Below are 23,107 nucleotides of genomic sequence, written 5' to 3'. Positions count from 1 at the left end.
CCACCTTTTTTATGGCCCTTTTGACACCTGGTGCTGGCTGCTGGACATGTAGTAGTAAACGTTGATTGCCCCACCGGCTGGTAATGGAGGGCATCCTTTGCTCCACCCTTCCAATCCCCCGGCTTACCTGAACCCAACTAAATCATCGATAATCCATCAATTTACGATTCAACGAGGCTGTCGAGGAATAGACTTGCTGGTATAGTTCGAATAATTCCTCATAGATGGTTGCGTTTTCAACATTCGGCTCATAGATTTTTTCTTCCTTCAGGAATGCATCCGCACAGTGGTTGAGCGTCTCGAACCAGCCGCAGCCATATGCAGCCAACATGGCGGCCCCCATCCCAGGCCCTTGCTCACTCGTCAATTTGACGACTCTGGTATTGAAAATATCCGCCTGGAGTTGAAGCCAGCTCTCGTTTTTAGCACCACCACCGATGGAAACGACTGTATCAATGGTTTTTCCGCTCTCCCGAAAGATTTCGAGTGATTCCTTCAAGGAAAATGTAATCCCTTCCATAACAGAACGAGCAAAATGTTCCATGCGGTGGGAAGCATCCATTCCGATAAAGCTACCGCGGATGTCTGGGTCGACATGCGGGGTTCTTTCTCCAACTATGTATGGCGTGAACAACAGGCCATTAGAACCTGGAGGTACAGTATCAACCTCAGCTAGCAATTCCTCAAAAGCGACATCCTTGGCGAACACATCCTTGAACCATGACAGACTGTAGCCCGCAGCTAGTGTCACCCCCATGGTATAGTAGCCGTCCCGAGTACCATGATTGAAATAATGAGCTTTCCCTTGAAAGTCTTTGTCACCGCTTTCTTCATATGAAAGGACTACACCTGAAGTACCGATGCTTGCCATTGTCTTTCCTTCTTCCAAGATCCCTGCCCCTATTGCGCCACAGGCATTGTCTGCTCCACCGGCAAATACTCGGGTGGAAGGGTTCAGGCCAGTCATTTCTGCCACTTCAGAAGTGATTGTTCCTACTTCGTCAAACGAGTGGACCAATGGTGGACAGATATCCGGATGTATATCAAGCGTTTCACAAATTTCTCTGCTCCACTCTTTCTGTTTCACATCCATTAATAGTGTACCTGCTGCGTCGGAGTATTCCATATGCAGCATGTCTGTCAGTCTATAACGGACATAATCTTTTGGTAACACGAATGTTTGTGCTTCCTTGAAAAGATCTGGTTCATTATTTTTGACCCAAAGTATTTTAGGTAATGTAAATCCCTCGAGTGCCAGGTTTTTCGTTATGTCCAATAAACGGTCCTTGCCGACTCGCTCATAAATTTCGTTACATTCTTGAGTCGTGCGCGTATCATTCCAAAGAATCGCATTCCTCAGCACTTCATTTCTATCGTCCAGCAACACCAATCCATGCATCTGACCAGAAAAACTGATGCCTTCAATATCCGTGGGATCCCCTTCAAATTGACGGGTCAGATCAGACAATGCTTTGATTGTCTGATCAACCCAATCCCTAGGATCCTGTTCGCTATATCCAGTTCTTTCCTGGTATAATGGATAATCTTTGGAAACTTCCTGAGTAACTACGCCATCTTGGTTGATTAATAGAACCTTGACAGCGCTTGTCCCTAGATCGACTCCAATTACGTATTTCACTGCAAACCCTCTCCTGTATATGAAAGATTATTCACCTGCAAAAGCCGTCAACAAATATTGGTTGATGGTAGCTTTGATCTGCTCCACTTTTCCTGATTCATTCTTGATCTCCTTCAGTCCCAGTGCATGCTCTTCAAGTTGACGGAAATCTGTCTCTCCATTTACGACGGCAAGACCTATCCCGCTTCCAAAACTGTTATAACGTTCTTCCACCAGTCCATCAAGCACACGGTCATCCACCAGTTTCTGGGCGACTTTCAGGCCGACTGCAAAGCTGTCCATACCGGCAATATGCGCATGGAACAAGTCCTCGGGAGCAAACGATCCGCGTCGCACCTTCGCATCAAAGTTCAATCCGCCCCGGCCAAGGCCACCGTTTTTGATAATCTCATACATTGCTAGAACAGTAGAAGACAAGTCTGTCGGGAATTCATCGGTATCCCATCCCAGTAATGGATGTCCTTGGTTGGCATCGACAGAACCTAACATGTCATGGGTTCTAGCGTAACGCAGCTCATGTTCGAACGAATGGCCTGCTAACGTTGCGTGGTTTGCTTCAATATTGAACTTGAAGTGATCCTGCAAACCATAATGCTGCAAGAATGCATAACCGCTCGCTACATCAAAATCATATTGGTGGGTGGTCGGTTCCTTCGGTTTCGGTTCGATAAGGAATTGGGCGTCGAATCCGATTTCCTTCGCATAGTCCACGGCCATATGGAAGAAACGTCCGAGGTTGTCCATCTCCAGTTTCATATCCGTATTCAACAGCGACTCATAACCTTCCCGGCCGCCCCAGAACACGTAGTTTTCAGCGCCTAATTCCTTGCCGATATCCAAGCCTTTCTTCACTTTTGCTGCAGCGTAAGCGAATACATCCGCATTATTGGAAGAGCCGGCACCATGGACAAAACGAGGATGGCTGAAGTTATTTGCCGTATTCCAAAGCAGTTTCGTTTTGCTGTCTTTCATATAATCTTTGATCATGGAAACGATCGTATCCAGGTTTTGGTTGGTTTCCCTTAATGTCGATCCTTCCGGAGCTATATCGACATCATGGAAACAGAAATAAGGGACATCCAGCTTCTCGAAAAATTCGAAAGCAGCTTCCACTCGTGCCTTGGCCAGATCCATACCCGTATAGTTATCCCATGGACGTATCGCGGTTCTGGCACCGAATGGATCGGACAAATCCTCGGTGAATGTATGCCAGTAGGCCACACCGAAGCGAAGCATTTCTTCCATCGTTTTTCCACCGATTTTCTCTTCCGGGTTATAAAATTTGAATGCATATGGATTGGTCGATTTAGGACCTTCATACTTTATCTTGTCTATATTTGAAAAATAACTCATATTTCCAACTCCCTCTCTTGTTGTTATGTAACTAACTTTGTTTAACCTTTAAACTAAGTCTAAATCTTTGTGTAAACGTTGTCAATAGATTTTCTCGGTTATTTTCTTTATTTTTACAACGAAACTAGCATTGAAAACGCTTGTAATTCATTTAAATTCTTTCATTTAGATTAATCAATAAACAAAGTGGCTACAATAACTCAAACACTGGGAATTTTTATGGTAGAATGAGAAAAACCGATGTTTTAAGGAGAAAACAATATGAAAAAACAGCGAACAGGCGACCAGAACTTCGTGAAACAAATGAATAAGTCTATTGTTTTTAATTCCATTAAAAATAAAGGTCCCATGTCCCGGACGCAAATCTCTAAAAATACCGGATTGAATAAAGCGACCGTTTCAACGATGGCCTCCGAATTGATTGATGAATCATTCGTCAATGAGATGGAGTCAGGCCAATCCAGCGGCGGGAGAAAGCCGGTGATGCTGTACTTCAACAATCATGCAGGTTATTCCATCGGGATAGACTTGGGGGTCAATTATATTTTAGGGGTGTTGACGGACCTGAACGGGACGATCATGGAAGAACTCAGCAGCCCACTCAGTAGCACAGAATATACGGAAGTGAAGCGTTCTTTGAATGCCATCATTGAATCGTTGATGGCGAAAGCGCAAGACAGCCCATATGGTGTGATCGGGATCGGCATCGGGGCTCCTGGTTACGTTGATCTGGACGAAAAAATCTTATTTGCTCCGAACCTGAAATGGAACGAAGTTGACTTGAAAGCCGATATCGAGGGAGAATTCGATATTCCGGTATATATCCAGAACGAGGCAAATTGTGGGGCGCGGGGAGAAAACCTGTATGGTGCCGGAAAAGACATTTCTAATTTGGTATATATCAGCATTGGCATCGGGATCGGCGCAGGGATCATCATCCATAACGAACTCTACTCCGGAACTTCCGGCATATCGGGAGAAATCGGGCATTTCACAATAGAAGCAAATGGACGGAAATGCACCTGTGGGAATCATGGATGCTGGGAATTATACGCTTCTGAAAATGCTCTTCTACAAAATGCAACGCAACAGAAGGTCTTGAATGATCGGGAAGATATTAGCTTAGAAGAGATCATGGCGGATGCTAAAATGGGGAATCCGAAAGTGTTGCACGTCTTGCATACACTGGGGGAGTATATAGGCATCGGATTGACCAATGTCATCAATACCTTCAACCCGGAAATGGTCATTATCGGAAACAGGATATCCCAGCTGAACAACTGGATTGAAAATCCGATCAAGCATGTGCTGCAAGAAAGGTTGTCTGAGCTGCATAAAGAAAATACGGTGGTCAACTTCTCTGTTCTTGGCAAATATTCCAGTGCACTAGGGGCTGCTTCCATATCCATTTCCAACTTTTTCTCAACCCAGAGATTAGAAAGCCTGCATTCCTTTCCCAAGACCATACAAATTTAAGATACTCATAGGAAGTATTGCTCCGAATAGATGAATGGTAAAAAAAAGCGCAGTCCCTCCAGGATTGCGCCCCTTCATAACGGACTCTACTGTTGAACCAGCACCAATAGCCCAAACAAACGACGGGAAATAAGGCCGAACGGCGGCTCCTTTTATCATGGCCAACATGTCGACTCACTGTCCGCTTGCCGTCCTCCTGCCACTTTTGCGAAAGAAGAAGACGAACAGGTAGAGAATGGTGAGGGAAGAACTCAATAGAAAGGAGATGTTGACCATCCCGCTGCCTACTTGAATACTAGTAGCAACTACTTCCCTTGTCCCATTCACGACCTCATATTCCACTGCATGGCTCTTGATCAAATGCCAGCCTTTACCTATACTCTCGCCTGGCTCCAAGTCCAAGGTCATGGCATAGATGCCAACCCCGCCGAAGACGAGTAAAAAGGAGATCATGAAAAGTGTTGCTGCTCTCGTAAATAATTGCATACGATCACCCCTTCTCTGTTTATCCTTACACAGAGCATCATGGTTTTCATTTTATCAAACCCCACCCCATAAGGCACGGTATATTCAGAAAATAGGCACATCATACCACGTGGAAAACCATTTTCCATGGACGGCCCATAGAAAAAGCGGCCAGCTCCATTTCAGGATGAACTGACCGCTCTATTCCAATGCCTTCATCACATGACATTGCCCTCTGCCGGAATCGGGTTGCTTTTAAGCATCCGGGCAAAATGGATGAGATTGTATGACATCATTTCCGTGTATTTTTCGGTGAACTCACTATCCTGCCCTGCTTCAATGTACGATGGGCCGGGGCCTGCTTCACCGACCCAGTAAGCATTCACATTAGGCGGGACCGTAAATCCGAGGTTTACCATGCCAAAGAGAATGGACCTCCCTGCCTCTTTCGCTCCATCTTCGTTCCCTGTGACCAGGGAACCGAAAACTTTGTTGTAATAGATGGATTGCCCTTGGTCGTTTGTTTCCCCACTCTGGGCATATAACCGTTCCATCACCAGGGACGCCAGGCTGCTTTTTTCTCCATTCCAGATCGGTGTCCCCATGATGATGATGTCAGCCTGCATGACTTTATCCATGATTTGTGGCCATTCGTCCCCCTCACCCATATCCGGGCTCATTCCAGGTATGATGGTATGATCTGCAATCCGGAGGACTTCTGTGTCAACATTCTCTTTCTTCATCCACTCGATGGACTTTTCGATAAGGGCTTCGGTGTTAGAAGTCTCCCCACTCTTTTTCAATGATGTGTTCAAATACAATGCTTTCAGAGACATGGATGACCTTCCTTTCTTCATCAATACGATACAAATCTCTACCCCTTTGGTTCCAGGAACCAAACATCATGGACAGCGCCGTTGCCAGGAGAAAAGAAAAAACGACCAGAAGAGCCGCTCCAGGTTCTTGCTGATCGTTTTATTCCCTATTATTTCACTGTCCAGTAATATCCTGTCTCCGTATAATAATCCTTGCCGCTCGCATCCCGAACCAAGATATCGATGGAATATGTACCATTCGGTAGCCCGGTTTTGCTCACCTGGTATGGGTTGGCGGCCATTCCCGGTACAGGCGCGTGGATGTTTCCATTGGTTCCAGCGTGATAGGTTAAGGACACTCCATGTTTCAACGGATCAAGCACCAGATACACATCATTGGTATCTGATTCGGTTTCGACGCTGCCTTTTATAGCCAGCAGGTTGCCTTCATCCTGGAATTCCTCCCACGCTAAAGCGGAGGGGCTTAATGCTGCGGCGTCTTCCGGTGAAAAGTTGATTTCTGCTTGTGGAGTTTCATGGAGCTCTCCAAGCCGTTTGGCTTTTTTCTTCCCGAGGTCATATTCATCCTCTTCCACATACAATACATTCCGCTCGGTTCGATAGGTATAGCCAAGGTCTGCTTCCAATACGACTTCATCATCCACTACTTCGACAACGGTTCCCTCCACATAATTCTCTGGCAGGGTCTGGGAGAACAGATTGCCGATTACTTCTCCATCATCATTCGTAATATGACCTCCGAATGTCATGAGGTAGCTGTTGCCGCCAAGATGATCCGCGTCCGATATAAACGGTGTGAAATCTTCACTCCCACGTTCCTCTCCATAACTCCATACCTGTTCGACGGTCCTATTCTCTTTATCTATTTTATATTCAACGGCGCGTGAATAATTGTCGTTCACATCTTCCGTCCGCCCATTCCCGTTGTCATAGAGAAGGATATTGCCGTTGTCCAATTGAGAAACGGCATGCTGGCCATACTGCCATTGGAAATCTTCCCCTACCGGTGTAAGCAGTTTATCCTGAAGCTCTTCCGGCCACTCCCCTCTGTCCGGATCACTCAGAACCCAGATTACTTCTCCTGTCGCTTTGTCAAATTTAACGACAGCATCCTGGTGCCGGGAAGAAAAGATGATGGAATTGTCTTCCTCCACGTAGAAAATGGAATTTACATGCAAGTAATCTTTTTTATTGAAAGCGATCGCCTGCTGTTTGATTTCTTCCTCCGAGGCATCAGGCATCAGTTCACGGAAGCCTTCGATCGTTTCATGAATATACTGCTCATTGGAAATTCCACCTTCCATTTGGACAATTTCCCCAAGCTCATACTCATTGACAATTTTGCCGGAGTTCCGGTGGATCTCAATGGCATAATCTTCTACCGTCTTGGCATGCTCTTTTTCAGCCAGTGTAAGAATGTTGCCATTCGGGAGCTCCACTGCATCGTGATGCTGCCCGTTTACATTATAAATCTTATACACTTTGCCCATCAGATCCATTTCCAGCAGGCCGGTCTTATAATAGACTGGTGCCTGCAGCTGATCGGTCTGCACGAGGAAATTCCCATTTTCGAGCCTCGTCATCGAACTTTGCTCCTCAATCGGGGCTTCCTGGTAATCAGCGGAATTTATGTACCAGCGCACATCTCCATTCACATCAAAAGCAAACATATTACTGGTGAACGTGAGCCCATCCTTCATTTTCTCCGGGTTTGCTGTTTTCACCTCCACCTCCTGTATGGATTCAGGCAACGGATCGGTTGTGATCGTCAATTCGTTTGATTCCTTGTTTCCTTTTTTATCCGTGATGGTAATAGTCACTTTATTGTCCGTTCCAGCATACAGCCCATAAACAGGCACCTGATGTTTCTTGGTAAATTCATCGAAGGTATGCTTGACGCCGGTATGTTCGTCTTTTCCTTCAACCTCCACCGTCACTTTTGATTGCCGATCTGTTTCAAATAAGACAAGTGCCGTCAGCGGCGACCATCCATATGGATCTTCCGCGACCAACGGATCGGCTAACGTATAATCGCCTTTTTTGTACTCTTTTTTCAGGCTCTGTTCCAGCGTGGTTTGGGTTTCCAGCACATCACTGTCCGGTACATTATCGGCAGCCTGCTGATTACCCGACCATTCCGGCTTCCCTTGCGCATCCACTGCCAATGTTGGCGCAGAGCATGTCAACAGAAGCAAGAAAGCAACTGCAGTAAGCGCTGTTTTTCTGAATCTCATGGTTTTGTCCTCCCTTGTTGTGTCACAGTCCACTAATGTAAACTGATAGTATACTAATTTACCTAACGTTTACAATCATAACTTTACCCTCATTTGAAAATCAACTAATTTCATAGAGTGGTTGTAAAAATAGTCCAAAAGTAATAAGGGGATGATGCATCCCCACAAAAGGTTATGGCATGATATAATCATCGTATAGTAATGGGGGAGAAACACCTCCGTGCAACGAATGGATCTAACGGGAGACTTCTCCGAAAATGCAATAATAAGGACTGAGTGTATGACAGGACCATTTTCCAGAAAACAAATCCAACAACAGCGGGAAGCTTATATTCTTGAAGTCACAGAAGCACTGTTAAAGGAAAAAGGCTATTATGACATGTCCATGGACGAAATAGCCGCCCGTGTAGGAATTACGAAAGTCACCCTCTACCGACATTTCAAATCAAAGGAGGATCTTATCTTCCATCTGCTTTTCGGTGACTTGCCAAGCTTCTTGCAGCATCTTGATGAGAAGATCTCGACGGACCTTCCAGTCATCGAACAAATCGAATCTTTTATTTATAGGAGCATCTTGAACTTTTTACAAAAGAATTCATCGCTGTCTCTATCATTCCTGTCCTCCCTTGGGGAGCTCTCGATATTCCTGAAGAGCAAACAAAAGGATCTACAACAAGTGGAAGATACCATTGCCGAATATTTCATCCCCTTGCTGAAGGATGGCCAATCAGAAGGCTTGATTGATTCGACGGTTCCGCCCTCCATCCTTTTGGGAACTCTCTCCGGGATCATCTCCTCCGTGAGCTTACAGCAGATGAAGACAGAGAATGACTTGAGCGAGGAGGAACTAGCCGACATCGGCACCCGTCTGTATATGAAGGCGATCAGGGCTTGAGTCCACCACGCAAAAAAGCGCCAACCCCCTCGAGGATTGGCGCTTTTGCGTGTTTATTCCGTCATGCATCTCCATTATTTCTTCTATTATCCTTGCAACAAGTACGTGGATCATGATTCCAGATAAGATGGCAAGGCCGTTTTCCCCATCAGCTGCTCATCCACTTCATGGGCCAGCTCACGACCTTCGTTGATGGCCCAGACAATCAGGCTCTGCCCCCGTCTTGCATCACCTGCAGCAAAGACATGTTCTTCATTTGTTTCGAAGGTACCGTATTTGGCATCTGCCTTTTGGTTGAATGTTTTCACCCCGAAGCTTTCGAGCACCTCTTGCTCCGGTCCTTCAAAACCGATTGCAATGAACACCAGCTGTGCAGGCCATACTTTTTCCGTCCCGGGGATTTCCCTGTAGGCCATTTGCCCATGTTCATCCTGGACTTTCTCCATCTCGACCGTATGCAATTCTTTCAGATTGCCTTGTTCATCTTTGACGAAGCGTTTTGTCTGGATGGAATATTGCCTCGGGTCCTCTCCGAATGCTGCCGTGGCCTCCTTATGGGCATACTCGACACTGAATACATTCGGATATTGCGGCCACATATTGGCTTCCGTACGTACCAGCGGAAGTTTCGGATGTTTGCCGAATTGGACGATACTGCGGCAGTTCTGTCGCAGAGCAGTTGCAATGCAGTCTGCTCCTGTGTCACCACCACCGATGACGATGACATCCTTCCCTACTGCATCGATGGACTGCTCCTCCTCCACTTCTGATCCAAGCAGCTTTTTGGTGGATTCCTTCAGGTAATCCATGGCAAAATGCACACCATCCGCTTCCCTGCCCTCGATGACAAGGTCCCTCTGCTTCTGGGCCCCTGTACAAAGAAGTACGGTATCATAGTCGGCCTTCACTTCCTCTGCGGAAATATCCCTGCCCACCTCGGTATTCAAGATAAAATCGATTCCCTCCTGCTCCAGCAGACGGACACGCCGCTCAACGACATCCTTATCCAGCTTCATGTTCGGAATCCCATACATCAGCAGGCCGCCGGCACGGTCATCCCGTTCAAAGACTGTCACCGTATGTCCGGCTTGGTTCAACTGGTCGGCAGCCGCAAGCCCGGCGGGACCGGAACCGATAATGGCCACCTTCTTCCCTGTCCGCTCTTTTGGCACCCTTGGTGTGATCCACCCGTTCTCGAATCCCTTGTCGATGATGGTCCGCTCGATGCTCTTGATGGTTACAGCAGGATCATTGATGGCTACCGTACAGGAGCCCTCACACGGTGCCGGGCAGACCCTCCCGGTGAATTCCGGGAAGTTATTGGTCTTCATCAGCCGGTTCAGCGCCTCTTTCCACTGCCCTTTGTATACCAAGTCATTCCATTCCGGAATCAGGTTGTAGATCGGACAGCCGGAGGTGACACCTTGAATCTCCTCCCCCATCTGACAGAAAGGCGTACCACAGTCCATACACCTTGCCCCTTGTCTGCTCAACACTTCATCAGAGAAAGGAGCATCGTATTCCTGCCAGTCCTTTATCCGTTCAACGGGGTCACGTTCCTTCCTGTTTTCCCGCTTATAGTCGATAAACCCTGTTAGTTTCCCCATCGCTTACGCTCTCCTTCCCTTTCATAAAGTCACTAATTTTTCATTTTTCACAGGAGCAGTGGCCGCCTTCTTCTGTTTCTTCTCCTCGAAAGCATGCATGGCTGCCTCTTCCTCTTTCAAGCCCTGCTGCTTGTAGTAATCCATCCTGGCAAGCATCGCTTTATAATCTTTCGGGATCACCTTCACGAATTTCTGCCGGACGTCTTCCCACTGGTCAAGGACGAAGGAAGCTTTTCTACTGTCCGTGTAATTGGAGTGCCGACGAATCATTTCTTTTACCTCTTCCACTTCCTTCTCCGCATCCAGCTTCTCCAACGTGATCATTTCCATATTGCACAGTTTCTGGAACTTTTCTGCATCATCAGCCAGGACATAGGCGACACCACCGGACATGCCCGCCGCAAAGTTCTTGCCAACGTTCCCGAGGACCACGACACGGCCGCCGGTCATATATTCACAACCATGGTCACCGATCCCTTCGACCACTACGTCCGATCCACTATTCCGTACCGCAAAACGCTCTCCTGCATAGCCATTGATATAGGCTTCACCAGCCGTTGCACCATAGAAGGCGACATTCCCAATGATCACTTGTTCCGATTCATGCCTTCCTTCCTGCTCCGGTGCGTTGACAATGATTTTCCCGCCGGACAGCCCCTTGCCGACATAGTCATTGGCATCTCCGGTCAGCCGCATCGTCATGCCTTTTGGTATATACGCACCGAAACTCTGGCCCGCAGACCCATGGAACCGGAGGGTAATCGTGTCCTCTGGCAGTCCTGCACTTGCGTAACGCTTGGAAATTTCACTGCCTACAATGGTCCCTGCCACCCGGTCGGTATTGGTGATCGCCAACGCAACATCCACCGGTTCCTGATTCTCGATGGCATTTTCAACAGCTGGCAGCAATTCTCTCATATCAAGGCTTTCCTCCAGCTTATGATCCTGGGTGGTTTTGCAAGTGCGTGTGCCTTCTGCCTGGAACAATAGGGTAGAAAGATCCAATGAACCTGCTTTCCAGTGGTTCTTCGCCCTGTCGCTCACTTCCAGCACATCTGTGCGTCCAATCAATTCATCCATTGTCCGGAACCCGAGCTCCGCCATGATTTCGCGGACTTCCTCGGCAATATAGTACATGAAATTCACCACATGATCAGGATCACCCATGAACTTCTTCCTCAATTCCGGATTTTGAGTGGCAACCCCTACCGGGCAAGTGTCCACATGGCATAGACGCATCATCACACAGCCAAGTACGACAAGTGGTGCAGTAGCAAATCCGTATTCCTCTGCTCCAAGAATCGCGGCCATTACCACATCTTTCCCGGTCATCAATTTTCCATCGGTTTCCAGTACTACCCGGTCCCTCAAGCCATTCAGCATCAAGGTCTGATGGGTTTCGGACAGACCTAGTTCCCATGGCAGGCCGCTATGCTTGATACTCGTTCTCGGAGAGGCACCTGTCCCTCCGTCATAGCCGCTGACCGAAATTACATCGGCAGAGCCCTTCGCCACACCTGCCGCAATCGTGCCGATACCCGCTTTGGCCACGAGCTTGACACTGATCCGTGCATCACGATTGGCATTTTTCAGATCATGGATCAGCTGGGCAAGGTCCTCGATCGAATAGATATCATGATGCGGTGGCGGTGAAATGAGCCCGACACCCGGTGTGGAACCACGCACTTCGGCTACCCAAGGGTACACTTTATTCCCAGGCAGCTGGCCGCCTTCACCAGGCTTGGCACCCTGCGCCATTTTGATCTGCAATTCATCAGCATTCACCAGATAGTGGCTGTTGACGCCAAACCGTCCGGAAGCGATTTGTTTAATCGAGCTTCTTGCGAGATCTCCATTCGCATCTGGGATGAAACGTTTCGGGTCTTCTCCACCTTCCCCACTGTTGCTTCTTCCACCGATCCGGTTCATGGCGATGGCCAATGCCTCATGCGCTTCCTGACTCAAGGAGCCGAACGACATTGCGCCTGTCTTGAAGCGTTTGACGATGGAATCGGCTGCTTCCACTTCCGAGAGCGGCAATGCATCTTCTTTTTTCTTGAAACGGAACAGGTTTCTCAGGAAACTGAGGCGCTCCTCATTAGCTGCAGTGGAATATTCTTTAAAAAGATCATAATCCCCTCTCCGGCAGGCCCACTGGAGCTTGTGGATGGTTGTCGGGTTGAAAGCATGATGTTCCCCTGTTCGTCTCCACTGGAAATCAGAGCCTGAATCCAATGCTCCGTCGATGTCATCTGCATATGCCTGCTGATGACGTTTCTTGGCTTCTTCGGCAATGGTTTCCATGCCAATGCCGCCAATTTGCGAGGCGGTACCGGTGAAGTATCGGTCGATGACCTCCCGGCTGATCCCTACGGCTACGAAAATTTGCGCACCCCGATAGCTTTGGACAGTGGATATGCCCATTTTGGACATGACTTTCACCACGCCCTCGGTGATGCCATCGATATACTTCCTCACTGCCTCCGAGTAATCTTCGTGAAGCATCCCTTCCTCGATCGCCTGGTGGATGGTCTGCAATGCGAGATAAGGATGGATGGCATCTGCACCATAGCCGATCAATGCAGCAAAATGATGGACCTCTCTCGCCTCTCCGCTTTCCGCGACAATGCTCACCTTTGTCCGGGTTCCCTGACGGATGAGATGCTGATGCAGCGCACTTACCACAAGCAAGGATGGGATAGCTGTTCTGGTTTCATCCATTTCCCTGTCCGACAGAATCAACAGGCTGATCCCTCGTTCGATCGCATCCTCCGCAAAACGGAAGACTTCCTCCAGTGCCGCTTCCAAATCATTTTCAAACAGAGCAGGAATGATTTCTGCTTCAAACCCATCAAACTCATTATTTTTCAGACGCCTCATCTGTTGGCCGGAAAGCACTGGTGAAGCCGATTTCAGTCTGCGGCAGTTGGTCTGATCAGGGTGGAGGATATTGCCTTCTGCACCCAAAAGTGTCATCGTCGACGTTACCAGCTGTTCTCGGTAGGCATCGATCGGAGGGTTCGTTACCTGGGCGAATAATTGCTTGAAATAGGAAAATAGTGATTGCGGCCGGTCGGATAATATCGCCAGTGGCACATCATTCCCCATGGCACCGATCGGATCCTTTTTCTCACTGACCAACGGCACCAGATATTTCTGTACATCCTCATACGTGTACCCGAATGCTTTCTGCCGTTTCAGCAAGTCTTGCAAGGAATGCTCTGCCTCTTCCTCTTTTCCGTCCTCCAATTCCATCAGCTGGTCATCCAGCCAATCCTGATAGGGCTCGCCCGCTGCCATTTCTTCTTTGATCTCCTCATCCGAAATGATCCGGCCTTCTTCCAAGTCAAGCAGGAGCATTTTCCCTGGGCTCAGTCTATCTTTATACAGGACGTTTTCCTCTTCCACATCGATGACACCGACTTCCGAGGAGAAAATAAGATAGTCGTCTTTGGTCACATAATACCTTGCCGGGCGCAGACCATTCCGATCAAGAATAGCCCCAATCTGTTTTCCATCCGTAAAGGATATGGCAGTAGGTCCGTCCCACGGCTCCATCAAGGTGCTGTGGTACTCATAGAAAGCTCTCTTTTCCGGAGACATATGCGGATTGTTCACCCATGGTTCCGGAATCATCATCATGGCTGCATGGGCAGGCCGTCTGCCGGCCAGCACAAAGAATTCCAATGCATTATCGAGAATGGAGGAGTCGCTTCCATCCGGGTCCAGTATCGGAAATACTTTATCCAGATCATTACCGAATGCTTCGGAAACAAGCTGCCCTTCCCGAGCACGCATCCAATTGACATTGCCCCTCAATGTATTGATCTCGCCATTATGCATGAGGTAACGGTTCGGGTGGGCCCTTTCCCAGCTCGGGAATGTGTTGGTACTGAACCGGGAGTGCACGAGGGAAAAGGCGGACACGAAATCCTCATCCTGCAAATCGAGATAGAATGCATCCACTTGCTCCGGTGTCAGCAGACCCTTGTAGACAATCGTCTGCGTAGAAAGACTGGTGAAATAGAACCGATCTTCCTTTCCCCTTGCTGCATTCTCCGCCTGCTTGCGAATCAAATACAACTTCCGCTCCAACTCTATTTCTTCCTCGATCGATGCATCCGCTCCGATGAACACCTGGCGGATGACCGGACAACTGGAACGCCCTTGTTCACCGAGCACATCCGGCTTCACAGGGACCGACCTCCATCCGAGCACCCTTTGCCCTTCCTGCTCAATAAACCCATTGATTTTCTGTTCCATCTCCTCCCTCGCTTCATCGTTTTGGGAGAAGAAAATCATCCCTACACCATACCTTCCTTGTTCCGGCAGTTCTATATCTGTCAGCACCTTTCGGAAATACTGATCAGGTACCTGTACCATCAATCCGGCCCCATCCCCTGTCAAAGGATCACTCCCCTGGCCGGCGCGATGATCGAGCCTGCGCAGCATTTCCAGTCCCTTTCGGACAATATCATGGTTCGGATTTCCGTTCATCTCTGCATATAAGCCGATGCCGCACGCATCATGTTCAAACTCAGGACGGTAAAGGCCTTGCGCTTCTGGTAGTTGATGATAATCCATCCTTTATACCTCCGTTCGTAGGAATCTGTAATTTCAATCTCATTTAATTATAAGACTATTCATTCATCTATACAATATGGATTTTAGCTAAAAATAATCTCAATTTGATATGAATTATATCGGGAATGGCATAACACTTTGTCCAACATGCTATATCAATGGGATGGAATGGGATATCTCCGCCACTTAGATTACTTCCCCTGACTATGGGGAAACTGAAAGGTAAGTCCAACGAATGTTATGGAGGTATGTATATGGATATTAAAGCTGCAGTAACGCATGGAAAAGGGGAGGATTTCCAACTGGAGGAAGTCCAACTGGATGATCCTAAGCACGATGAAGTGATGATCAAAGTAGTCGCATCAGGTGTCTGCCACACAGATGCCGTGGCACGGGATCAGGATGTGCCGGTCCCGCTTCCTGCCGTTTTGGGGCATGAAGGGTCAGGCATCGTAGAGAAGGTAGGATCCAGCATCCAAACGGTAGAGCCTGGTGATCATGTGGTACTCTCCTTTTCTTCCTGCGGGCACTGTGAAAACTGCCTGACCGGCCATCCCGCCTATTGCCTACGGTTCAATGACCTTAATTTCGGCGGAATCATGAACGACCAGACCAAGCGACTGCATCAAGATGGTCAGGAGGTATCCAGCTTTTTCGGGCAATCTTCTTTCGGGACATTCGCTGTTGCCAACGAACGAAATGTGGTGAAAGTGGATAAAGATGTGGATCTGGAGCTGTTGGGGCCGCTCGGTTGCGGAATCCAGACCGGCGCCGGCACCATCCTCAATAAGCTGCAGCCCACCTTCGGGGAAACCGTGGCAGTGTTCGGCTGTGGTGCCGTCGGATTAAGTGCCATCATGGCAGCCAAGATTGTCGGCTGTTCCAAAATCATCGCGGTCGACCTTCATGAGAGCCGGCTAGAGATGGCCAAGGAGCTCGGCGCGACCCACACCATCAATGGAAAAGATGCCGACACAGTGGAAGAAATTAAACGTATCACCAATGGAGGCACCAATTACTCGGTGGAAACAACCAGTGTACCGGCACTGGCCATCCAATCATTGCATGCATTGAAGCCGCGTGGCACTTCAGCTGTAGTCGGTGTCACCCAAGAAACAGAGTTCAATGTGTTCGAAGACATCATGGCGGAAGGAAAAGGCCTGGTTGGAGCCATTGAGGGAGATTCCGTTCCCCAAATATTCATCCCGAAATTGGTGGAGTATTATAAACAAGGACAGTTCCCTTTCGATAAACTGGTTAAGTTCTATGAAATGGAAGAGATCAATAAGGCCTTTGATGAATCTAAAGAAGGAAAAACCGTGAAACCGATCGTGAAAATGCCATAAAAAACTGCGGCGCATTCAGGCGCCGCAGTTTTCTTATATCCATTACGCTTTTTCCACGACATATGCTTTTTTCTCCCGGAAGTGCTTCTCTGCATCCTCCTCGGAATGTTCGAAAAAACCGTCTAATTCGTGTGTCACCTTGTATTCCCGTTCCGGATCGGTGAACAACTGATTTTCATTATTGGAGAGTAGTACCGCGTCCGTCGTGCTGATGAAACTGTCCAGTTCTTTTGCCGTGTAGTGCTGACCCTTCTTCAGTGTGTTCAGACCTGAAATGGACATTGGAATTACCTCCTTTTGGATGGTCATTAATCTTTTTCCCCACCCCCGTCACCAACTAAACCGGAGGAATATTCCCCCGGAAACCTCACATCCTAATAAGAGTAGATGAAAGAAAGGATTGGAAAATATGCGACATATTTGGGCTTTATTGATCAAATTTTTGATAACAGCAACGGTCCTCTTCTCCATTTTGACCATCTTCGAAGCGGCCAGCCTTGGGGAGATATTGTGGATGAGTCTTCTGATCACCGGTGCCGCTTATCTGATTGGGGATTTATTCATACTCCCCCGTTATGGAAATACAATCGCATCCATTGCCGACTTCGGCCTTTGTGCCGTTGCCGTCTGGCTCCTCAGCATGATTTTCGTGGACCAAGGATTCCCTGTATTCACCGCAGCTCTGTTCATCGGCTTTTTCATAGCAATCAGTGAAGCGCTTTTCCATATTTACATGCAAGAGAAAGTGCTGATTGACGATGATGAACAGGAAAAGGGCCAAGGCATACGGAGAGAACAGCTGCAAACAGAATTTGCTGAAGAACACAGACATGATGAAAAGGAGAAGAAGTAGCCCGGGGCTCCGGGCTGTTCCTTTTAAATCGAGGCTCACTCGCGGATAGTATCGTGTATAACCGAAAAGGAGAATCAGGATATCCACAAATAACCAGAAAAAGCAGTCCAATTGATCAGCAATTGAACTGCTTTAGTCCGTACTATTCACCATGCCGTTCAGAACCTTGCATTCAGAACCTTCCTATTAATGGGAAGTAGAATAGCGGTTGTGTCCGACAGGGCCATTTCTTGTAATATAAATGTGGAAGAAATATTCAGCCCCTGCAATGACCAATGCAGAAATGATCGCTGCTACTGCCATGGACTCCCAAGCAATACTGGACAGCGCCATTCCCAGCAGCCATACCACAACGAACGTCAACCCTAGATCCGACATCGTCGCCATCATATTTCCATTCTTCGGGAGGACACCAAGATCCCCGGCAAAATAGGAGATGGCTCCAAGAACCACCGTAATGATCAATACATTCCAGAAGGACATTCCATAACCAATTCCCAGTACCAAGTACAGTGCGACCAGTGTCAACAGGCCTTTAATCAAAAGCGCCTTTCCATGTTCCATGATGTCTTACCTCCTTTAGATGAATGATAGAAATGCGTTCGATTGTCGCCCGGTCTTCGCTTCTCTCTGGGCTTACTATGCTTTTCCCGGATATGGTGGGAATAAACGTATGTCAAGCCATAATTCCAAAAAAATCCAAACGAAAGGCTGTCTCCTTAAGGGACAGCCTTCGATCACTTCATTATTTCTGGTCATGTGGTGGTGTGTCATGCACATACGGAGGTGCCGGTTCCAATTTCGGTTTTTCCGCATGGGCCACAGGCTTGCTGGCATACTCGAACTTTGCCTTGCCGTCAGGCGCTTCTTTGCCCATCCAATCGAGCTGTGCACTTTCTTCTCCTTCCGAGAAGTTGATCAGCTGATGGGAGAATTCAGTTGCTTCCCATTCTGGAGGAACGGTCGACGGTGCAACGACTCCTTCTTTTTCTTCAAGCTCCCTGATTGCTGCGATCCACTGATTCTGATGCATAGTGTCGCGTGCCAGCAAGAAGGACAGCATTTCCCTGACCCCGCGGTCCTCCGTCATCTCATACAGACGGGCAACCTGCAAGCGCCCTTGGGATTCGGCATTCACATTGGCACGCATGTCCGCCAACAGATTTCCGCTGGATACAATGTAATCAGCGTTCCACGGGTTGCCGTTCGCATCCTTTGGAGCAGCGCCCAACCCATTGACGATTGCATGCTGTGGATTCATGTCGCCCATAATAGAACCGATCACCGGGTCTTTCGCCGCTTCTTCCTGATCTTTTACAGCAGCTTTGTCCAACAATCTCGCAATCATGGTAGCAATCATTTCCACATGGCCGATTTCCTCCGCACCAGTATCCATGATCAGGTCCTTGTATTTTTCATTTCCTCTCGTATTCCAACCCTGGAATAGATACTGCATGGCAACAGAGATCTCTCCGAACTGCCCGCCGAGTATTTCCTGCAGCTTTTTGGCATAGACAGGATCCGGACGTTCCGGTTTCGCGTGGAATTGGAGTTCCTTCTTATGTGTAAACATCAAACATCCGCCTTTCTGAAAAGTAGTTTGGAAGATGGACGGGTTCCCGATCGCACAGCGACTCTACCGACGCATCGGTTGTCCTCAATTATTTCCGGTTCTGCCAGTAAATGGATGACTGGCTCTTTTTGACTATACCCACAGAGAAAGACGTTAAACCTGGAACAGGAATGTTTGACGAAGCAGGGAAAAGGAAATGGACAAGTAAGAACGATAAATAATCTTTTCCATGACAGAAAGGTGGTAGAATCATGACAGACGACAACAAAAAGAAGCATAATCAGGATTCACCAGAACAGGAGATGAAGAAGAATGATCCTGATCAGGACATCAGCCCACAGCGTGAAAATGATACAAACCCAAAACAGAACGACAACCATAAATAAGAAAAAACGGCCCTGGAATAGACTTCCGGGCCTTTTCTTATACTAAGGCTGAACACAAAAGGAGTGTGCTCCCATGTACAAAAAGATCCTTCAGGAAACAGGACATCGTGACAGCCCCCTGCCTGCCGGTCCATGGATGATGACCCAGAAATGGGACGACTTGTTATTCCTCCATCTTCCCGCCTCCCCCGAAACCATCCGCAGATACGTCCCAGACCAAATGGAACTGGATACCTATGATGGCGAGGCTTGGGTCTCCATCATTCCGTTCAAGATCAGCGATATGCGCATCCGGCTGCTCCCCTCTTTCCCCTATATCAGGAAGTTCCTTGAATTGAATGTCCGCACCTATGTGAAAAGGGATGGCATTCCCGGCATCTATTTTTTCAGCCTGGATGCAGAGAAACTCCTGCCAGTGCTTGGTGCCAGAATGGGAACCCTCCCCTACTACTATGCGAATATGGGGATGAAGAAACGAGGAGATTGGTTCCACTACCATAGCAAACGCCATGGCAATCGTGAACTGGCCTTCAAAGGCAGATACCGCCCTATGTCGGAAAGCCGTTTTCCGGAAAAAGGCACACTCGATCACTGGCTGCTCGAACGCTACTATTTATGGACACAGGTGAAAGACCATGTATTCACCGTCGGCATTCATCACCTGCCATGGAAGGTAGCCGATGCTGAAGCAATCATCGAGAAACAAGGGCTTACCCCGTTCCTTCCCGCCGAAGCGACCGGGAATCGGATGCTCCTGCATTATGCCCATTCCCGCCGCGTTCTGTTCTGGCCATTAAAAAAAGCTTAGGCATGCAGAAAAAAGAAGCTTCCGCCACGTGCTGACGGAAGCTTCTGATATTATCGTCGGATCCACTCCCACGCTTCTTCCAATTCATTCTTGCCGAAATGTTCGGTCATGATCCCCGGGAGAACATCACCTATTTTCACTGCATTCTCCACCCATTTCTTCTCGCTGACCACGGCGAATTTGCGGAACTGGTCCCAACGCTTGGCATCCACTTTCGGACCCTTCAACAGCCCCTGCAAGGTCATACCGTCTATATCTTTTATGATCGCCAGGATATTGAATGGTTCATCTTCACCGAAAGTGTCTCTTACATGCTGATCCATTTTTTCTGCATCCTCTCCGGTCGCCTTGCCGTCCACCTCTACACAAATTGTGGATGGGTCACGGCTCGGAAGAATACGGAACATCGAATGACCCTCCTTTATGGTTTATAGATGCAGTTCCCTGCATGGCATAAGGCGAAACGACCCATTCCTTTCCTTCATCTTTTACAAAATCATGACATTTCCCCAGGACGTCCTGCTTAGGTACGTTTTCCTTCCCGTCCATTGTGGTAGTTCATCTATTAGAGTAGTAGAGTTATAGAGAGTGTGGTGAAAACAGAAAATGAAACATATATTTCACAAATTTCAAAGCCGATCGGTCTTCATCATTTCCGCCATCATCATCTTTACGGTGGTATTATGGGGACTTCTTTCCCCCAGCTCGATGACCGGGATCACTACTGGGCTGATGGACCAGATGACCCAGAGCCTCGGCTGGTTCTATGTCATCTCAACCGCCCTGTTCATCGGTTTCTGCCTGTATCTGGGCGTCGGTCCATACCGCCGGATGAAGCTGGGGCAAAAGGATGATCAACCGGAGTATTCCTACCTCGCATGGATCGGCATGCTGTTTGCTGCCGGCATGGGGGTCGGGCTCGTCTTCTGGGGAATCGGAGAACCCTTATCCCATTTTGCACAGCCACCTGCCGGTACGGAAGCCGGTACCCAGGCTGCAGCAGAAAGAGGATTGCTTCTCAGTGTCTTCCATTGGGGATTCCATCCATGGGCCATCTATGCGGTGGTCGCTCTCGGCCTCGCCTTTGCAAAATATAGGAAAGACTTGCCAGGCTTGGTCAGTTCATCCTTTTACCCCTTAATTGGAGAACATGTCCATAAATGGCCTGGCAAGCTGATCGATATCGTAGCAATCGTCGCTACGACCGTGGGGATCGCCACCTCATTCGGCTTGAGCACCATGCAGTTCGGAAGCGGTCTGTCCCAAGTATTCGGACTGCCGAACAACAGCTGGATGCAGTTGATCATCATCGGCACGGTAACAGCCATCTTCCTTATCTCGACCGCTTCCGGTCTGGACAAAGGAATGAAATACCTCAGCATATCCAACCTTGGAATTGCCGGAGTCCTTATGCTGATGGTCCTCATCCTTGGGCCGACCGTGTTCTTGATCGAGCATATATCCAAAACCATCGGACAGTATGGTTCCAGTTTGTTTGAGCTGAGCTTCCGCACCACTCCATATACAGAAAACGAGTGGATGGGGACATGGACCCTCTTTTACTGGGCTTGGATCATTTCCTGGAGCCCATTCGTCGGAACCTTCATCGCCAGGGTCTCCAAAGGACGTACACTAGGTGAGTTCATGTTTGGCGTATTGGTCGTACCGACACTTCTGACCATTTTCTGGTTTGTCATTTTCGGCGGAACCGGTTTGCATATGGATTTGACCGGACAAACGGATTTCGCCTCTGACATCGCACAAAAACCGGAGATTGGATTGTACCTGGTATTGGAACAGCTGCCGTTCGGTTTCATCATGAGCCTGGCAGCCCTGGTACTGATCGGCATCTTTTTCGTTACGTCAGCGAACTCTGCCACCTATGTTCTGGGCGTATTCTCCTCTTCAGGCAATTTGAACCCGAAAAACAGTATCCTGATCATATGGGGCCTGCTGATCTCTGCCATTGCCACCGTATTGCTTTTGAGTGGAGGACTCAATGGGCTGCAGGCAATCGCCACCATCACCGCCCTGCCATTCGGTATCATCATGCTCCTGATGATGGTCGCCATTCTCCGCAACTTCAAAAGAGAAGGCAGAGAAAAACAGAAAGTGGAAGAAGAAGAAGACTGGTAGAATGATGATCGACCAGGGGTAGGCGTGTGTGGGGCTGTATATCAGCAGCACAGGCAGGATATCAGCGGGTGCGCGGGGATATCCGCTGTTCAGGCTGGATATCGCCTGCTGCTCCGATTTATCCGCCGCTCACCCCACATATCGCTTGGTGCTCCGGGTTATCGGCAGCACAGGCCGGTTATCGCTAGGTGCTCCGGTTTATCCGCTGCTCAGGACGCATATCGCCAGATGCACAGATTTATCAGCTGCTCACCCCACATATCGCCTGGTGCTCCGATTTATCAGCTGCTCACCCCACATATCGCCTGGTGCTCCGATTTATCAGCTGCTCACTCCCGATATCGCTAGGTGCTCCGGGTTATCAGCAGCACCCGCCACATATCAGCTGGTGCACTGGTTTATCCGCTGCTCACGCTCGATATCGCCTGGTGCGCCAGGTTATCAGCAGCACCCGCCACATATCAGCTGATGCACTGGTTTATCCGCTGCTCACTCCCGATATCACCAGGTGCGCCAGGTTATCAGCAGCACCCGCCACATATCAGCTGATGCACTGGTTTATCAGCTGCTCACTCCCGATATCGCTAGGTGCTCCGGGTTATCAGCAGCTCACCCCATTATCGCTAAAAGTCACTTCAGCAATTCCGTTAAAATTCACCTACCGTACCAGCGGAGGCAGAATGCGTAGACTCCTGTGGGAATAGCACGAGTCTGAAGGCCCCACAGGAAACGTTTTTTGCTTCCGAGGAGACTGAGGCCGTGGCCACGGAAAGCGAAGCGTTCTGCCGGAGCGATTGCAAACAAACTTTTTTCCTTTCAGACGAATGGAGAGAATTTCAATGATGCTGTATATATGATTTGAATCAATAGTGAACAAAAACAACCCACGAGGAATTCCCCCGTGGGTTGTTTTTGT

The 23,107-nt window shown here is 48.5% G+C and carries 19 protein-coding genes; 8 read left to right on the top strand and 11 right to left on the bottom strand.

The features are described 5' to 3' along the window. Positions 1–142 precede the first annotated feature (142 nt). Positions 143–1,639, bottom strand: coding sequence for a xylulokinase (gene xylB / locus ACFOGI_RS00305; protein ID WP_390266686.1), 1,497 nt, complete (start codon positions 1,637–1,639; stop codon positions 143–145). 27 nt (positions 1,640–1,666) lie between these two features. After that, entirely contained in the window at positions 1,667–2,992 is a 1,326-nt protein-coding gene (gene xylA / locus ACFOGI_RS00300) for a xylose isomerase (RefSeq protein ID WP_390266684.1), read from the bottom strand. A gap of 261 nt (positions 2,993–3,253) precedes the next feature. Here xylA and ACFOGI_RS00295 point away from each other — a divergent pair, with 261 nt between their 5' ends. Further along, positions 3,254–4,468 carry an ROK family transcriptional regulator gene (locus tag ACFOGI_RS00295; protein WP_390266682.1) on the top strand — a complete coding sequence of 405 codons (1,215 nt, stop codon included), beginning with the start codon at positions 3,254–3,256 and terminating at the stop codon, positions 4,466–4,468. A gap of 174 nt (positions 4,469–4,642) precedes the next feature. Here ACFOGI_RS00295 and ACFOGI_RS00290 read toward each other — a convergent pair whose 3' ends face one another. The 3 genes from ACFOGI_RS00290 to ACFOGI_RS00280 all read right to left on the bottom strand — a co-directional run bounded on the left by ACFOGI_RS00290 (position 4,643) and on the right by ACFOGI_RS00280 (position 8,003). Further along, positions 4,643–4,954: a hypothetical protein gene (locus ACFOGI_RS00290; RefSeq protein ID WP_390266680.1), complete on the bottom strand. Its 312-nt coding sequence runs from the start codon at positions 4,952–4,954 to the stop codon at positions 4,643–4,645. A gap of 197 nt (positions 4,955–5,151) precedes the next feature. After that, positions 5,152–5,769, bottom strand: a complete 618-nt coding sequence (locus tag ACFOGI_RS00285) for a flavodoxin family protein (RefSeq protein WP_390266678.1) — start codon at positions 5,767–5,769, stop codon at positions 5,152–5,154. A 149-nt stretch (positions 5,770–5,918) separates the two neighbouring features. Further along, positions 5,919–8,003 carry an aryl-sulfate sulfotransferase gene (locus ACFOGI_RS00280; protein ID WP_390266676.1) on the bottom strand — a complete coding sequence of 695 codons (2,085 nt, stop codon included), beginning with the start codon at positions 8,001–8,003 and terminating at the stop codon, positions 5,919–5,921. A 280-nt stretch (positions 8,004–8,283) separates the two neighbouring features. On the opposite strand from ACFOGI_RS00280, the gene ACFOGI_RS00275 reads away from it, so the two are divergent. Further along, entirely contained in the window at positions 8,284–8,898 is a 615-nt protein-coding gene (locus tag ACFOGI_RS00275; RefSeq protein WP_390266674.1) for a TetR/AcrR family transcriptional regulator, read from the top strand. A gap of 110 nt (positions 8,899–9,008) precedes the next feature. Here the strand turns inward: ACFOGI_RS00275 and ACFOGI_RS00270 are convergent, their stop codons facing one another. Continuing rightward, positions 9,009–10,505, bottom strand: a complete 1,497-nt coding sequence (locus ACFOGI_RS00270) for a glutamate synthase subunit beta (RefSeq protein WP_390266672.1) — start codon at positions 10,503–10,505, stop codon at positions 9,009–9,011. A gap of 21 nt (positions 10,506–10,526) precedes the next feature. Beyond that, the gene (gltB, locus tag ACFOGI_RS00265; RefSeq protein WP_390266670.1) at positions 10,527–15,089 is read right to left on the bottom strand and encodes a glutamate synthase large subunit; all 4,563 of its coding nucleotides are present in this window, start codon (positions 15,087–15,089) and stop codon (positions 10,527–10,529) included. Positions 15,090–15,343: 254 nt separating this feature from the next. Here gltB and ACFOGI_RS00260 point away from each other — a divergent pair, with 254 nt between their 5' ends. Further along, entirely contained in the window at positions 15,344–16,435 is a 1,092-nt protein-coding gene (locus ACFOGI_RS00260; protein WP_390266668.1) for an NAD(P)-dependent alcohol dehydrogenase, read from the top strand. A gap of 42 nt (positions 16,436–16,477) precedes the next feature. Here the strand turns inward: ACFOGI_RS00260 and ACFOGI_RS00255 are convergent, their stop codons facing one another. Beyond that, positions 16,478–16,717 (bottom strand): hypothetical protein, encoded by a 240-nt coding sequence (locus ACFOGI_RS00255; RefSeq protein WP_390266666.1) that lies wholly within the window; start codon positions 16,715–16,717, stop codon positions 16,478–16,480. A 127-nt stretch (positions 16,718–16,844) separates the two neighbouring features. On the opposite strand from ACFOGI_RS00255, the gene ACFOGI_RS00250 reads away from it, so the two are divergent. Then, on the top strand, positions 16,845–17,288 hold the full coding sequence (locus ACFOGI_RS00250) for a YndM family protein (RefSeq protein WP_390266664.1): 444 nt from the start codon (positions 16,845–16,847) through the stop codon (positions 17,286–17,288). A gap of 186 nt (positions 17,289–17,474) precedes the next feature. Here the strand turns inward: ACFOGI_RS00250 and ACFOGI_RS00245 are convergent, their stop codons facing one another. After that, positions 17,475–17,852, bottom strand: a complete 378-nt coding sequence (locus tag ACFOGI_RS00245) for a YndM family protein (RefSeq protein ID WP_390266662.1) — start codon at positions 17,850–17,852, stop codon at positions 17,475–17,477. A gap of 181 nt (positions 17,853–18,033) precedes the next feature. Next, positions 18,034–18,861, bottom strand: coding sequence for a manganese catalase family protein (locus ACFOGI_RS00240; protein WP_390266660.1), 828 nt, complete (start codon positions 18,859–18,861; stop codon positions 18,034–18,036). Between the two features lie 251 nt (positions 18,862–19,112). Between ACFOGI_RS00240 and ACFOGI_RS00235 the strand changes: the two genes are divergently transcribed. Further along, positions 19,113–19,247, top strand: coding sequence for a hypothetical protein (locus ACFOGI_RS00235; protein ID WP_390266658.1), 135 nt, complete (start codon positions 19,113–19,115; stop codon positions 19,245–19,247). Positions 19,248–19,320: 73 nt separating this feature from the next. Beyond that, on the top strand, positions 19,321–20,055 hold the full coding sequence (locus tag ACFOGI_RS00230; RefSeq protein ID WP_390266656.1) for a YqjF family protein: 735 nt from the start codon (positions 19,321–19,323) through the stop codon (positions 20,053–20,055). A 50-nt stretch (positions 20,056–20,105) separates the two neighbouring features. Here the strand turns inward: ACFOGI_RS00230 and ACFOGI_RS00225 are convergent, their stop codons facing one another. Next, a complete protein-coding gene (locus ACFOGI_RS00225) occupies positions 20,106–20,462 on the bottom strand; it encodes a SpoIIAA family protein (protein WP_390266654.1) in 357 nt (118 codons plus the stop codon). Between the two features lie 199 nt (positions 20,463–20,661). Between ACFOGI_RS00225 and ACFOGI_RS00220 the strand changes: the two genes are divergently transcribed. Next, positions 20,662–22,191, top strand: a complete 1,530-nt coding sequence (locus ACFOGI_RS00220) for a BCCT family transporter (RefSeq protein ID WP_390266652.1) — start codon at positions 20,662–20,664, stop codon at positions 22,189–22,191. A gap of 26 nt (positions 22,192–22,217) precedes the next feature. After that, positions 22,218–22,379 carry a hypothetical protein gene (locus tag ACFOGI_RS00215; RefSeq protein ID WP_390266650.1) on the top strand — a complete coding sequence of 54 codons (162 nt, stop codon included), beginning with the start codon at positions 22,218–22,220 and terminating at the stop codon, positions 22,377–22,379. Positions 22,380–23,107 lie beyond the last annotated feature (728 nt).

Source organism: Virgibacillus xinjiangensis, from assembly GCF_042643145.1.
GTDB classification, from domain to species: domain Bacteria; phylum Bacillota; class Bacilli; order Bacillales; family Amphibacillaceae; genus Virgibacillus_O; species Virgibacillus_O xinjiangensis.
The sequence above is the reverse complement of the archived record's forward strand: the minus strand, read 5'-3'. Positions and strand labels throughout refer to the sequence as shown.

Coding starts and splice junctions, on each gene's coding strand:
- ACFOGI_RS00260 (WP_390266668.1), top strand. CDS start 15,344: ATGGATATTAAAGCTGCAGTAACGCATGGAAAAGGGGAGGATTTCCAA.
- ACFOGI_RS00240 (WP_390266660.1), bottom strand. CDS start 18,861: ATGTTTACACATAAGAAGGAACTCCAATTCCACGCGAAACCGGAACGT.
- ACFOGI_RS00225 (WP_390266654.1), bottom strand. CDS start 20,462: ATGTTCCGTATTCTTCCGAGCCGTGACCCATCCACAATTTGTGTAGAG.
- ACFOGI_RS00245 (WP_390266662.1), bottom strand. CDS start 17,852: ATGGAACATGGAAAGGCGCTTTTGATTAAAGGCCTGTTGACACTGGTC.
- gltB (WP_390266670.1), bottom strand. CDS start 15,089: ATGGATTATCATCAACTACCAGAAGCGCAAGGCCTTTACCGTCCTGAG.
- ACFOGI_RS00285 (WP_390266678.1), bottom strand. CDS start 5,769: ATGTCTCTGAAAGCATTGTATTTGAACACATCATTGAAAAAGAGTGGG.
- xylA (WP_390266684.1), bottom strand. CDS start 2,992: ATGAGTTATTTTTCAAATATAGACAAGATAAAGTATGAAGGTCCTAAA.
- ACFOGI_RS00235 (WP_390266658.1), top strand. CDS start 19,113: ATGACAGACGACAACAAAAAGAAGCATAATCAGGATTCACCAGAACAG.
- ACFOGI_RS00270 (WP_390266672.1), bottom strand. CDS start 10,505: ATGGGGAAACTAACAGGGTTTATCGACTATAAGCGGGAAAACAGGAAG.
- ACFOGI_RS00230 (WP_390266656.1), top strand. CDS start 19,321: ATGTACAAAAAGATCCTTCAGGAAACAGGACATCGTGACAGCCCCCTG.
- ACFOGI_RS00290 (WP_390266680.1), bottom strand. CDS start 4,954: ATGCAATTATTTACGAGAGCAGCAACACTTTTCATGATCTCCTTTTTA.
- ACFOGI_RS00250 (WP_390266664.1), top strand. CDS start 16,845: ATGCGACATATTTGGGCTTTATTGATCAAATTTTTGATAACAGCAACG.
- ACFOGI_RS00255 (WP_390266666.1), bottom strand. CDS start 16,717: ATGTCCATTTCAGGTCTGAACACACTGAAGAAGGGTCAGCACTACACG.
- ACFOGI_RS00220 (WP_390266652.1), top strand. CDS start 20,662: ATGAAACATATATTTCACAAATTTCAAAGCCGATCGGTCTTCATCATT.
- ACFOGI_RS00280 (WP_390266676.1), bottom strand. CDS start 8,003: ATGAGATTCAGAAAAACAGCGCTTACTGCAGTTGCTTTCTTGCTTCTG.
- ACFOGI_RS00275 (WP_390266674.1), top strand. CDS start 8,284: ATGACAGGACCATTTTCCAGAAAACAAATCCAACAACAGCGGGAAGCT.
- ACFOGI_RS00295 (WP_390266682.1), top strand. CDS start 3,254: ATGAAAAAACAGCGAACAGGCGACCAGAACTTCGTGAAACAAATGAAT.